Consider the following 12,734-nt stretch of genomic DNA (forward strand, 5'->3'; position numbering starts at 1 on the left):
ACATGAGCGCACAACCTGCGACCACGCCGGAGCAGCAGCGGCCCCCCGGCGACCCGGGCTCGCCCGACGGCCTCAAGGCGGGACTCAAGAACCGCCATCTTTCGATGATCGCGATCGGCGGCGTGATCGGCGCCGGCCTCTTCGTCGGCTCCAGTGCGGGTATCGCCAAGGCCGGCCCCGGCATTCTGATCTCGTATGCGCTGGTCGGCCTCATGGTCGTCTTCGTCATGCGGATGCTCGGCGAGATGTCCGCCGCCAACCCCACCTCCGGCTCCTTCTCCGCCTACGCCGACCGGGCGCTCGGCCGCTGGGCCGGTTTCTCCATCGGCTGGCTGTACTGGTTCTTCTGGGTCGTGGTGCTGGCGGTCGAGGCCACCGCCGGCGCCAAGATCCTGGAGGGCTGGTGGCCGGCCGTCCCGCAGTGGGGCTGGGCGCTGATCGTGATGGTGGTGCTCACCGCGACCAACCTGGTCTCGGTCGGCTCCTACGGTGAGTTCGAGTTCTGGTTCGCCGGGATCAAGGTCGTGGCGATCGCCGCGTTCATCGTGGTCGGCGGGCTCGCGGTGTTCGGGCTGCTGCCGCATTCGGACAACGAGGGCGCGGGCCTGGCCCACCTCACCGACCACGGCGGCTTCCTGCCGAACGGGCCGGGCGCCATCCTCACCGGTGTGCTGCTGGTGGTCTTCTCCTTCATGGGCAGCGAGATCGTCACCCTCGCGGCCGGTGAGTCCGAGAACCCCCAGCGGGCGGTCACCAAGGCCACCAACAGCGTGATCTGGCGTATCGCGGTCTTCTACCTGGGCTCGATCTTCGTCGTGGTCACCCTGCTGCCCTGGGACTCCAAGGCGATCGCCGACAAGGGCAGCTATGTCGCGGCGCTCGACTCGGTCGGCATACCGCACGCCGGCGACATCATGAACGTGATCGTGCTGACCGCCGTGCTCTCGTGTCTGAACTCCGGCCTCTACACCGCCTCCCGCATGGCCTTCTCGCTCGGCCAGCGCGGCGACGCCCCGGCCGCCTTCGCCCGCACCAACTCCCGCGGCGTTCCGCAGGCCGCGATCCTCGGCTCGGTCGTCTTCGGCTTCGTCGCGGTGTGGTTCAACTACCAGTGGCCGGACACCGTCTTCACCTTCCTGCTCAACTCCTCGGGTGCGGTCGCGCTCTTCGTCTGGCTGGTGATCTGCTTCAGCCAGCTGCGGATGCGCGGGATGATCCTGCGCGAGAACCCCGAGAAGCTGATCGTCCGGATGTGGCTCTTCCCGTATCTGACGTGGGCGACGATCGCGATGATCTCGTTCGTCCTGGTCTACATGCTCACCGACAAGGACGGGCGCGAGCAGGTGATCCTCTCCGCGCTGGTGGCCGTGCTCGTGGTGGCCCTCGCCCTGGTCAAGGACCGCCTCACCGCGGGCCGCTCCACCGCCCCGGCGGCCTCCTCGGACCCCGCCCCGAAGGAGCGGGCGGCCCCGTAGGAACGCGCTCCGCTGATTCTGATTCGCCTGTGCCCCCGGGTGGCGGCCGATGTGTCGCCGCCCGGGGGCACAGCCGTGTCCGTGGGCGTATCGGGCACAGCCGTGTCCGTGGGCGTGGCACAGCCGTATCTGTGGGCGCATCGGGCCCACAGGGCTCAGACGACGCGCGGAAGGACCCGCTCCGCGAAGCGCCGGACCGCGTCCAGCACCCCCATCCCCCGGTGCCCGACGCCGGGCACGATGTCGAGGGTGACGTCGATGCCCAGCTCGGTGTAGTTGTCCCGCAGCGCGGTGATGCGCTCCACGCGGGTGCGCCCGACGGCGTCGGCGCCGTCCATCCAGTTGGAGTCACCCGGGTTGTTGATCTCCCAGGTCTCGGTGTCCTCCGCCCCGACCACCATGTGCACCGGCACCTTACTGATGTCCTCCAGCCGCAGCGGGGCCCCGAAGCGCTGCTCGAACCCCTTCGTACCCAGCCACCACTCGCGGTCCGGGTCGATCAGCGTGACCCGGCCGGGCGCCCCGATGGACACTCCGCACAGCCGGTCGGGGTGCAGATACAGGAAGCGGTGTGCGAACTGCCCGCCGCCCGAGAAGCCCTGGAGCAGAAAGCGCTCGGTGTCGATGTGGAACCGCTCGCCCGCCTCGGCCACGATCGCGAGCAGCTGCTCGTCGTAGCGGATGCCGCGGTACTCGATGAACTTGAAGTTGTGCAGGTCCTCCGGGTCGTCGATGCCCGCCGGGAACATGGGGGTGAGCACGACACAGCCGTGCCGCTCGGAGAACTCGGCCATCGCGTCCCGGTACTGGGACGCGGTGCGCCCGGTGCCGTGCTGGATCACCATGAGCGGCAGCGGGGTGTCGGTGGTCTCGTGGACGGACGGGATGTGCAGCCCGTACGAGAACCGCTGGTCGTGCCGGGAGGCGAACCAGGTGGTGGAGCCGGTGCGGTAGAACGCCTTGGTGGTCTTGACGCGGGGGGTGGTCACGTATCGCTTCCTTCTGCCGTCGCGGGTGCCGCCACGATCCGCAACGGTCGGCGCACGCTCAAGATGATTGCCGCCTGAGCGTCAATACCTCCGCCGGTACTTCCGTCGCCGTCTCCGCCGATATCGCTCAGCGGTGCAGCGCGGAGAGCAGGTCGACGCCGAGATTGCGCACCGCCGCCTCGTCCAGCTGGTAGTGCACCCGCGCCCCCTCCCGGTGGGTGTGCACCATTCCGGCCTCCCGCAGCTTGCGCAGATGCCGCGACATCTGCGGCGGCGTCATCTCGAACTGGGTGGCCAGCTCCGTCGTCGTCATCGACTGCCGCAGCAGCGCCCGGCACATCCGGATGCGCAGCGGCTCGTCCAGCGCCCGCAGCCCGCGCATCACCACGTCCAGGGCGGTCGGCTCCGCACCCGCCCCGTGGCGCACCGGGTACTGCACCACGACCGGGTAGCCGGGGTAGTGCTTGATCGCGAGATGCGGGTTGATGTGCAGCGACGGCACCAGCAGACAGGGGCTGTCGGCGAGGCTGGCCCGCGCGTTGTAGAGCTTGTCGAAGACCACCCGGGGCGGGTCCTGCTCCATGCGGGCGGTGGGGAATCCGGCCAGCACCGCCGCCCCGTAGCGGGAGTGTTCATGGGAGCGGACCCGGGCGTCGGCCTCCAGGGTGGGGCGCAGCCGCGTCCACTCCGCCTCGAAGACCTCCTCGGCCACGGCGGACAGGAAGGCGAGGAGGCTGTCGCGGAACCCGGAGGGGTCGGCCAGCAGCCGCAGTCCCAGGGCGAACCGTCGCTCGGAGAGCTGCCGCAGCCGGGCCAGGAAGCGCTCCGGCGCGCGGCCGCCGCGCCGGGACCCGGAACCCGGACCGTGGCCGGAGCCCAGGTCGTGACCGGAACCCGGACCGTGGCCGTTCTTGCCGACGAGCGCCTGCTCGGTCATGGTCGTGAACGTCTCCTCGTCCAGCCCGGCGACCGCCGCCAGCTCCTCCTCCAGCTCGCGCTCCGGGCCCGGGGTGAGGGGCAGCAGATAGCGGGCGCGGAAGGCACCCCACAGCGGCGCCCATCCGCCGGCCCGCTCCAGCAGCCGCTCGTCCGCGCCCTGGAGGACCGCGCCCACCCAGCGCCTGCTGGCCGGATGGTGGCGTGGCCCGTCCAGCGCGTGCAGACAGGCGCACAGTTCGGCGAGCGGGGACAGACGGGTGCTGATGCGGTGCTCCGGGGCGGACCCCAGCTCGATCACGACGGGCATCCGGGCAGCGTCGGCCATTGATGCCTTCGAGTCAATCGTCTTGTACGGGCCGCCGACGGAGGCGCAAGCTCCAGCCCACTTCGGCTTCCCCTCCCTCGCCTGGAGCGTCCCCCATGCCCCCTCTCCTCAGGAACGGCCCTCGTCTGGCAGTGGTGGTCGCCCTCGTGGCCACGGTGAGCAGTGCGTGCACCATCGGTTCGCTGGACGACTCGGGCGCCGTCGCCGACTATCCGTCCCGAGGTCTGTCGATCCTCGCTCCCGGGAGCGTCGGCGGCGGCTGGGACTCCCGGGCGCGCGGCATCGGTTCCGCGCTCACCAGCTGCAAGATCATCGACGAGGACGTCACGGTCACCAACGCCCCGGGCGCGGGCGGCACCATCGGGCTCGCCCGGATGGCGGGGCGCAAAGGCGATCCGTACCAGCTGATGACCATGGACACGGTGACCATGATCGGCGGCGCCATCCAGAACCACTCCCCCGTGAAGCTGTCCGAGCTCACCCCCGTGGCGGGGCTCACGGTGAGCACCTCCGCGATCGTGGTGCCCGCCCGCTCCCCCTTCCACGACCTGCGCTCGGTGCTGGCCGCCATGCGGAAGGACCCCAAGCGGACGTCCTGGGTGGGCGGTTCGCTGGGCGGCCCGGACCACATCACGGTGGCCGCCCTCGCCAAGGCCGAGGGCATCTCGGCACGCAAGATCACGTACGTGCCCACCGGTGGTGGCGGGGAGGTGCTCAACCTGCTGCTGAGCGGGGCCTCGAAGGTCGGCATCTCCACGCTGACGGAGGTCCGGCCGCAGATCGAGGCCGGGAAGCTGCGGGTCCTCGCGGTCAGCGGCGACAAGGCTCCCGAGGGCATCGACGCTCCCACCCTCGGCGCACTCGGCTACGGGGACGAGTCCGTGGTGAGCGTCGGCGGGGTCATGGCCCCGCCCGGGCTGAACGACGACGAACAGCGGGCGATCGTGAGGGTGGTGGACCGGATGCGCCGGACTTCGTGCTGGAAGCGGGCGTTGCGGCAGAACGACTGGAAGGACGTGTGGGTGCCGGGGAAGAAGTACGGCGCCCTGATCGACCAACAGCAGCGCCAGGTCGGCCAGGCGCTCACGTCCGTGGGGCTCGGGTCATGAGCGCGCGGGACGAAACGATGAGCCCGAGGGACGCCACGGCGAACCCGGCGAACGATGCCGCGGGCGCCGTCGCCCCGCCCGACGAGCGGCCCTGGAGCCCGCGGATAGCCGCGCTGCTCTTCCTCGCGGCGGGTGTGGCCGTGCTGGGCTGGGCCTTCGCCATCCCCGAGGGGGCCATCGACCAGGACGTGGGCCCCCGGGCGTTCCCACTGCTGGTCGGCGTGGGGCTGTGCGTGGCGGCTTCGGTCGCCGTCGTCCAGGCGTTCCGCGGCAGCGACCCGGCGCTGACCGAGCAGGCGCGTGAGGAGGCCCGGCTGACCGAGTGGCGTCCGGTGGCGGCCCTGCTGGCGTTGCTGGTCTGCTATCTGTTCGCGCTCGCCCCCTGCGGCTACTGGCAGTCGACCGCCGTGCTCTTCGCGCTGGTCGCGCGGGTGCTCGGCAGCCGGCGGATCCTGCGTGACGCACTGATCGGCCTGGTGCTCGCGCTGGCCGTGTACTTCCTCTTCGACCGTCTGCTGGGCATCCATCTGCCGCCCGGCATCGTCCGATTGGCGTTCTGACCATGGATGTCCTCAACGACCTCATGGGCGGTTTCGGCAGCGCGTTCAGCCCTCTGCACCTGCTGCTGGCGTTCGCGGGCTGCACGCTCGGCTCGCTGGTCGGCGTGCTGCCCGGCCTGGGCCCCGCCACCACGGTGGCGCTGCTGCTCCCGCTCACCTTCGTCTTCGACCCCACCGGCGCGCTGGTGCTCTTCGCGGGCATCTACTACGGCGGGATGTACGGCGGCTCCACCACGGCCATCCTGCTGAACGTGCCCGGGGAGACGGCGTCGGTCCCCACCACCCTGGAGGGCCATCCGATGGCCCGCTCCGGGCGCGCCGGGGCCGCGCTCGCCACGGCCGCCATCGGCTCGTTCGTGGCGGGCACGATCTCCACCGTCGGGATCACCTTCGCGGGCCCGGCCATGGCGCAGATCGCCGAGAAGATCCAGCCCGCGGAGTACTTCGCGGTGATGGTCCTCGCCTTCGCCACGGTCACCGCGGTCGTGGCCGACGCCCCCGCGCGCGGGCTGTGCAGCCTCTTCCTGGGCCTGGCCATCGGGCTCGTCGGCATCGACAGCCTGACCGGCCAGGCGCGCTACACCTTCGGGGTGCCGGAGCTGTACGACGGCGTCCAGATCGTGGCCGTCGCCGTCGGCCTCTTCGCGATCGGGGAGGCGCTCTACACCGCGGCCCGGATGCGACGGGCGCCCGAGGAGCAGATGCTCCCGGTGGGCGGCAGGATCGGGATGAGCCCGGAGGACTGGCGCCGGTCCTGGAAGCCGTGGCTGCGGGGTACGGCGATCGGGCTGCCGATCGGCGCCCTGCCCGCGGGCGGTGCGGAGATCCCCACGTTCCTCAGCTACAACGTGGAGAAGCGGCTGTCCCGGCACAAGAAGGAGTTCGGCAAGGGCGCCATCGAGGGCGTGGCCGGCCCCGAGGCCGCCAACAACGCCGCGTTCTCCGGAGTGCTGATGCCCCTGCTGACGCTGGGCATCCCCACCTCGGCGACGGCCGGTGTGCTGCTGATCGCGTTCCAGATGTACAACGTGCAGCCCGGCCCGCAGCTGTTCGAGACCCAGTCGGCGCTGGTCTGGACGCTGATCGCCAGCCTCTACATCGGCAATGTGATGCTGCTGGTGCTCAACCTGCCGCTGATCCCGCTGTGGGTGAAGCTCCTCCGGCTGCCCCGCCCGCTCCTCACCGCGGGCATCCTGGTCTTCGCCGCCCTGGGGGTGTACGCCCTCTCCCAGAACGCGGTCGACCTCGGCATCGCTGTGCTCTTCGGCCTCCTGGGCTTCGGCATGCGCCGCACCGGCTATCCCGTCGCCCCACTGATCCTGGGCGCCGTACTGGGCCCGATGGCGGAAACCCAGTTCCGCCGTGCGATGGCCTTCAGCGAGGGCGACTGGACGATCTTCTTCACCCGCCCGCTCTCCGCGGCGATCCTGTTCCTGTCCCTGATCGCCCTGGCCGGCCCGATGGCCGCCCGAGCGCTGCGCCGGAACCGGGAACGCGAGCCGGAACCGGTGGGCTGAACCCCGAAGCCGCCAGGTTGAACCCCGCGAGCTGATGCCGGGCCCCCGCGCGAGTCGACTGCGCGGGGGCCTTTTCTGACATGACTGCCTTCGGACTCAGCCGCGCGACCGCCGCCCGCCAAGCCAGCGGATGACCTGCCCCTCGTCCGGCGTCACGGTGATCTCGAAGCGGTCCAGCCCCGGTGCGCCGTCTGCGCACCAGCGCGCGACGTGGTCCTCCACCGCGTCCCATAGCCGGATGGGCCCACCCTGCCGGACCCTCCAGCCTCTGTCGGCCTCCGTCAGTACCGCCCAGGCTCCGGCCTGCACGTCGATGAGGATCTGGTGCGTCCGCCCCTCGCCGGACAGGGTGATGTGCTGGGCGCGGGGTGCCGCCAGCTGGGCGACGAACCGGGTCGTCCAGTCCGACGTCAGCAGGTCGGGGCCGAGCGCCGTCAATCGCTCCTCGCCACTGCCGATATCAGGGAGCAGACCAAGCGGCGGGGGCAGGTGCGGGCGAGCCAGCATGAAGGAGATCTGTCCGTCGAGGAAGCGGCCGGACGCCGTGCCATCGCCGTGAACGGTGAGCCGGGCCAGCTCGGAGGCGTACAGCCAGCCGCCCACCGTGGCGAGCACAATCCCGCCGGGCTTGGTCTGAGCGATCCAGCTCTCCGGCACGGTCAGAACCCCGCATGTGGCGATCACCCGGTCGTACGGAGCGGCATCCACGTGCCCGGCCAGTCCATCGCCGACCACAAGGTTCGGCCGGTAGCCGCAAGCGGACAAGGAAGTGGCAGCCCGCCCGGACACCTCACGGTCCACCTCGACCGAAACCACCGATCCGTCGCCAAGCCGATGGCACAGCAGGGCGGTTGAGTAGCCGGTGCCGGTGCCGATCTCCAGGACGCGGTGTCCGTCCTCGGCCTGTAGCTCTTCCAGCATCCTCACGACGAGGCTCGGCATGGTGCTGGACGAGGTGGGAGTCCGCATGATCTCTCCCCGCAGATCTCCGGGCACCACCGTGCCCGCGACCTGGGTGACCAAGGATTCATCGGCATAGCAGCGCTCAAGCCACCTGCCGTCCCCGTTCGGCAGGACGGGTCGCCAAGCGGTCGGCGAGGCCCCTTCCACCTGCTCGAAAAACCCTCCCCGCAGAAACTCGTGACGCGGGACGGCCTTCACCGCCGCCCGCCATGGGGCGGTGCGCAGACAGCCTGCCTCCGTAAGGCGGTCGCCGAGCCGTACCCGGAGCCGTTCGTCGTCCTCCCTCATCGCGGCTTCCTCTCCAACAGGTCGGCCATCGTCGCCACCATCGGCAGCCCCGTCTCCGGCTCCAGCCAGGCCCACTGGCCAGAGGGATTGCACTCCAGGAACCACCATCCCCCGTCCCGGTCCACCGCGAAGTCGAAAGCCCCGAAAACCAACCCGAAGTAGGCGAGGTAGGCGGACAGGCCCTCGGTGATCCCGTCCGGTGGCTGGACGACGTCGTACGTCAACCGGCTGTAGTCGGTGCGCCAGTCCAACAGGTCGGAGTTGATCCGGACGCAGAACACCCGCCTGCCGATCACCGTCACCCGGACGTCCGCCACCTTGTCTACGCGCCGCTGGAAGAGATGGGCGGTACCGGCCACATCCTGTTCGATCTCGTCAGCCGCGACCTCGGCCACCGTCACCGTGCATGACACACCCTCGACGCGGTAGAGCGGTGTGGACAGCGGTTTGTAGATCACCGAGCCGTGGCGTCTGATGAACGCCCTTGCGGCGTCCGGAGCGCTGGTGATCAGCGTAGGCGGGATACGGAAGCCCGCCTCGACAGCGGCAGCGAGCCCGGCTGGCTTGAACTCCGCGTCTCCGATGCGGTGCGGATGGTTGACGTAGAAGCAGCCGGGCAGGGCGGCCAGTACGCCGCCCAGTCCGTATCGGGCCTGAGTGACGGCGAAGCGGGCCGTCTGCTCGTCCAGATGCGGAAAGGTGACCCGGAGGGCCTCCGGTAGTACAACGACCGTACGCGGGTGAGATCGGCAGTCCTGGAAGGTGTGGTCAACGTTCCGGCGATTCCGGTCCGTGTGATGGTAGCCGCGACCGACAGCGTGGCGGGGAAATCCCCGGAGTCGAAGCGCACGACCGAGATGCCCCGGCCGTGCAACTCCTCGATCACCAGGTCGGTCGTGGGGTCGTCCAGATTGGTGACGACCATTACCGGGGCGTCGATCACTGGTCGCTGTCGTTCCCGGTGTCCTGGTCACCGCCGCCGGAACCACCCGGACCGGCGCCGTCCGACGGGTTGCCGGTGTTGGTGGCCGGGTTGGTGCCCGTGCTGGTCCCATGGCCCGGCATCTCCATCGCCTGACCGCAGGCGTTGAAATAGCGGGTCGTCTGGGTCACCGGATCCAGTTCCGCGCGGGCGTAGTCCGGGGCAAAGGCCGGATAGGGGGCCATGCGTCGTAAGCCCCAGGGGACGAGACTGATGGCTCCCGAGGGCAGGGGCGTTCCGGTGGGGAATCGGTCGGAGTGAGAGAACATGGCGTATGCCTCCTGGTGGTTGTGGATCACTTTGCTTCGCGGGGCGCGCGTAAATCGGCCCAGACGCGCTTCCCCCAGGGCAGCCGATCCGTGCCCCAACGGACACTGATGGCCTCGACGATCGCCAGACCCCGCCCGCTCTCATCGTCGGCGTTCGCCGTGCGCTGCGCCGGCTGGGCGCGGGACTTGTCGATGACGGCGACCCGCACCCAGCGCGCGTCCGGACGGGAGACGGTGACGCGAAGACAGCGGCTACCGCTGTGGGCGAGGGCGTTGGTGACCAGTTCGGAGACGATCAGCGCTCCCGCCTCGGCGAGATCGGCCAGCCCCCATGCGGTGCACGCGGCACGCACCAGGCGCCGGGCCCGTGTCGCCGACTCCGCCTCGCACGGCAGCGACTGACTGTAGGCAGGTCGGCCGGTCGCAGCGGGGCGCGTGTCATTCGAGGGCTGCACGGACATGGTCGGTCCTTCCTGGAGAGCGGAGCATTGAGCGAAGCGCGTCCGCGGACAACCAGGTAACCGACGGGAGCCAGGCCGTGTGCATGCCGTATACGTCGATGGCCCGCAGGCCCGGCCCTGTCGTTTTGACGCCTTCAGGATCCAAGCCGTGGCCCGGATCCTCTAACGTTCCGTTACGGCGCGAACACGCAACGAGGCGCTTGCCGCCTGGATGGCCGAGCACAAGGTCACCACCACCGAGCTTGTCGAGCGGCTGAATTCCGTCATCGCCGAATTCACGGGCTCGTACGGCACCTGCACCGAACGCGGCGTCTTCCGCTGGCTCTCGGGCGAGATCGCCTGGCCCCACGCGCGCCAGCGAGTCGCCCTGGAGAGGGTCACCGGCCGAACGCCCTTGCAGTTAGGGTTCCAACCGAGGGGCCGACCAACTGGCCCGATTCCTGCCTCTCCTGAGGAGGATCCCTTGTACCGACGTGCCTTCCTTACGGCTGCCACTGCCGCCGGTGCGTCTTTGGCCGCACCCAACGCCGCGTCTCCGCGTCGTTTGGGGTCTGCCGACGTAGACCGTCTGAACGGCAAGCTCGCCGCCTTGGTAGCCATGGATGACCGCTACGGCGGCACGCTGGACCTTGAGCGACACGCGGCCGCCCTCGCCCGGGAAACCCTGAGCCTTCAGCAGCGCGGTACCGCCTCAAGCCGCATCCGATCTGAGCTGTACGCTGTCGCCGCCGCGTTCGTGACCAGCGCCATGTGGGCCGCCATCGACGGCCGCCGCTTGGACGTCGCCCAGGACCATCTGAATCAGGCCGTGACATTGGCCGGGCTGGCAGGCGACCCAGCCGTGCAGTTCAGGGTTTGGGGTCATGCCAGCGCGTTGTACTACCAGCTTGGTCGTCACACCGACGCCATGGCCGCTTCCGAGGTCTCACGCGCCACGGCGATCACCCGTCGGGATCCCTTGTTCGCCTCGCTCGCGCTGGCGCGTCTCGCGGTTGACCATGCCGACTCCGGCGATGCGAAGGCTGCCTTACGCACCCTCGGCCACGCACAGGAAGCGTTCGACCGCGCCGATGAATCCCTCCAGCGGCCTGCGTGGATGCGCTTCTTCGATCAAGCCGAACTCGACAATCTGGCGACGTTCGCGTACCTCAGTCTCGGCCAGTGGCCGGAGGCGGAACAACGTGCTCACCAGTGTCTCACCGGGTTGCGGCCCGAGCTGGAGCGCAACCGTGCCCTGGCCCACGCCAATCTCGCCCTCGCGCAGCTTGGCCAGGGCGACATCGAACCGGCGGTGGCTACCGCCCAGGCGGTCCCTGCGGAAATGGCCCGGCAAGGACGCGTCCGCAAACTCCTGGGCGATTTCACATACCGGCTGAATGCCTTGGCATCAGACACCCGCGAAGCCCGCGCTTGGCTCGACCATAGGACGGCGATCGCATGACCGACACCAACTCCATCAGTTTCCGCCACGTAACCGACGTGGAGAAGGTGCGTCAGCTCCTGCTTGATATTCACGTCGAGGTACGGGGGGACTTCGGCATGTTGAATCGGCCCTTCTACGCCGTCGATCGCTTCGACGAACGCTTGAGCGCCTATGCCTCCCGTCCCGGCTGGGAAGTAATTGTCGCCAAGGAAGCAGGCGATCCGGTGGGCTATGTCTTCGCAACCCCACTCGGCCCCAACACCGCGTGGTGGGAGGACATGGAGCCGCCTCTGCCGGAGGACTACACCCAGGAGACGGGTGACCGGACTCTGGCCCTGAACGAAATCCTCGTCCGAGCCCCCTGGCGGGGAACCGGCGTTGCCCGTCGGCTCCATGAGGAACTCCTTGCCGGACGCGAAGAACAACGGGTCACGCTCCTGGTCAACCCGCAGACTGCGAACGGTCGCCTGAAAGCCGTCTACGAGTCCTGGGGATACCGCCAGATCGGGACGCAGCAACCGTTCCCCGACTCTCCGGTGTTCGCCGCCATGATGCGCGACCCGATCCGCCCCTGACCGCAGGTCCGCCCTCGACACTCCGGGCCCCATCAGTCCCGGTAGTCGGGCGCGACGCGCTCCGCCAGGCGGAGGAGAGCGGACCAGGCGAGGGTGTACGCCTGATCGTCGGCGAAGTCGGAGCCGTGGTCCTCGCCCGACAGCTGGCGGGCGGTGAGCTCGCAGATGTCCGGGTGGGGCGTGGTGAGCTTCGCGCCGCCCGCCATGGCCGTGGTCTGGATCTCGCACGCCTTGTCCAGGTAGTACATCCGCAGGAACGCCTCGCCCGGGGTCTCGCCGACGGTCAGCAGACCGTGGTTGCGCAGGATCAGCGCGGGGTGGCCGGCGAGGTCGGCGACGAGGCGGCGCTGTTCGGCGAGGTTGAGGGCGACGCCCTCGTAGTCGTGGTAGCCGACCCTGCCGTAGAACTCCATGGAGATCTGGTTGAGCGGGAGCAGGCCGTCCTCCTGCGCGGCGACGGCGCAGCCCGCCCTGGTGTGGGTGTGCAGAACGCAGTGGGCGTCGGGGCGGGCGGCGTGAATGGCGCTGTGGATGACGAATCCGGCGGGGTTGACGGGGTGCGGGGTGTCCTCGACGGGGCGGCCGGAGAGGTCGACCTTGACCAGGTTCGACGCGGTGATCTCCTCGAAGAGCAGGCCGTAGGGGTTGATCAGGAAGTGGTGCTCGGGCCCGGGGACGCGGGCGGAGATATGGGTGAAGATCAGGTCGGTCATCCGGAAGTGGGCCACCAGGCGGTAGACGGCGGCGAGCTCGCGGCGCAGCCGCCATTCCTCGTCGAGGGGCGCCTGGTCGGCGGGGCGGGGTGAAGCGGGCACGGTAAGGACTCCCTCGGGGCGGGGTGACGTCAGGGGACAGTTTC

Annotated in this window: 11 protein-coding genes and 2 pseudogenes; 6 read left to right on the plus strand and 7 right to left on the minus strand. The window is 69.7% G+C overall.

Features of this window, described 5'->3' with window-relative positions:
• Nucleotides 1–2: 2 nt before the first annotated feature.
• Complete coding sequence (locus KHP12_RS20450; protein ID WP_086879869.1) at nt 3–1,475, plus strand: amino acid permease; 1,473 nt, start codon at nt 3–5, stop codon at nt 1,473–1,475.
• 155 nt (nt 1,476–1,630) lie between these two features.
• Here the strand turns inward: KHP12_RS20450 and KHP12_RS20455 are convergent, their stop codons facing one another.
• A complete protein-coding gene (locus KHP12_RS20455; RefSeq protein WP_211833376.1) occupies nt 1,631–2,464 on the minus strand; it encodes an alpha/beta hydrolase in 834 nt (277 codons plus the stop codon).
• A gap of 127 nt (nt 2,465–2,591) precedes the next feature.
• Nucleotides 2,592–3,710 carry a DUF5937 family protein gene (locus tag KHP12_RS20460; RefSeq protein WP_086879905.1) on the minus strand — a complete coding sequence of 373 codons (1,119 nt, stop codon included), beginning with the start codon at nt 3,708–3,710 and terminating at the stop codon, nt 2,592–2,594.
• Between the two features lie 113 nt (nt 3,711–3,823).
• Here KHP12_RS20460 and KHP12_RS51145 point away from each other — a divergent pair, with 113 nt between their 5' ends.
• Genes KHP12_RS51145 through KHP12_RS20470 form a run of 3 tightly spaced genes read left to right on the plus strand, consistent with a single transcriptional unit; the run spans nt 3,824 to nt 6,914 of the window.
• Nucleotides 3,824–4,837: a Bug family tripartite tricarboxylate transporter substrate binding protein gene (locus tag KHP12_RS51145; protein ID WP_244202529.1), complete on the plus strand. Its 1,014-nt coding sequence runs from the start codon at nt 3,824–3,826 to the stop codon at nt 4,835–4,837.
• A gap of 17 nt (nt 4,838–4,854) precedes the next feature.
• Nucleotides 4,855–5,397: a tripartite tricarboxylate transporter TctB family protein gene (locus KHP12_RS20465; protein WP_246648673.1), complete on the plus strand. Its 543-nt coding sequence runs from the start codon at nt 4,855–4,857 to the stop codon at nt 5,395–5,397.
• A 2-nt stretch (nt 5,398–5,399) separates the two neighbouring features.
• Nucleotides 5,400–6,914 carry a tripartite tricarboxylate transporter permease gene (locus KHP12_RS20470; RefSeq protein ID WP_086879865.1) on the plus strand — a complete coding sequence of 505 codons (1,515 nt, stop codon included), beginning with the start codon at nt 5,400–5,402 and terminating at the stop codon, nt 6,912–6,914.
• A 96-nt stretch (nt 6,915–7,010) separates the two neighbouring features.
• On the opposite strand, the gene tgmC is transcribed toward KHP12_RS20470, so the two are convergent.
• The 4 genes and pseudogenes from tgmC to KHP12_RS20490 all read right to left on the minus strand — a co-directional run bounded on the left by tgmC (nt 7,011) and on the right by KHP12_RS20490 (nt 9,877).
• On the minus strand, nt 7,011–8,165 hold the full coding sequence (gene tgmC, locus KHP12_RS20475; RefSeq protein WP_086879864.1) for an ATP-grasp peptide maturase system methyltransferase: 1,155 nt from the start codon (nt 8,163–8,165) through the stop codon (nt 7,011–7,013).
• Nucleotides 8,162–9,090: pseudogene (tgmB, locus tag KHP12_RS20480) on the minus strand (ATP-grasp ribosomal peptide maturase). The gene tgmC and the pseudogene tgmB overlap by 4 nt, the downstream one beginning before the upstream one ends.
• Before the next feature lie 14 nt (nt 9,091–9,104).
• Nucleotides 9,105–9,416 (minus strand): putative ATP-grasp-modified RiPP, encoded by a 312-nt coding sequence (gene tgmA / locus KHP12_RS20485; RefSeq protein ID WP_086879904.1) that lies wholly within the window; start codon nt 9,414–9,416, stop codon nt 9,105–9,107.
• Nucleotides 9,417–9,442: 26 nt separating this feature from the next.
• On the minus strand, nt 9,443–9,877 hold the full coding sequence (locus KHP12_RS20490; protein ID WP_086879863.1) for an ATP-binding protein: 435 nt from the start codon (nt 9,875–9,877) through the stop codon (nt 9,443–9,445).
• A gap of 208 nt (nt 9,878–10,085) precedes the next feature.
• On the opposite strand from KHP12_RS20490, the pseudogene KHP12_RS20495 reads away from it, so the two are divergent.
• Nucleotides 10,086–11,318: pseudogene (locus KHP12_RS20495) on the plus strand (NsdA family TPR-like regulatory protein); the annotation flags it as partial.
• On the plus strand, nt 11,315–11,875 hold the full coding sequence (locus KHP12_RS20500) for a GNAT family N-acetyltransferase (RefSeq protein WP_086879861.1): 561 nt from the start codon (nt 11,315–11,317) through the stop codon (nt 11,873–11,875). The pseudogene KHP12_RS20495 and the gene KHP12_RS20500, both read left to right, overlap by 4 nt.
• Nucleotides 11,876–11,907: 32 nt before the next feature.
• Here the strand turns inward: KHP12_RS20500 and KHP12_RS20505 are convergent, their stop codons facing one another.
• Nucleotides 11,908–12,690: a class II aldolase/adducin family protein gene (locus tag KHP12_RS20505; protein ID WP_086879860.1), complete on the minus strand. Its 783-nt coding sequence runs from the start codon at nt 12,688–12,690 to the stop codon at nt 11,908–11,910.
• Nucleotides 12,691–12,734 lie beyond the last annotated feature (44 nt).

It is taken from the genome of Streptomyces asiaticus (assembly GCF_018138715.1).
Classification (GTDB): domain Bacteria; phylum Actinomycetota; class Actinomycetes; order Streptomycetales; family Streptomycetaceae; genus Streptomyces; species Streptomyces asiaticus.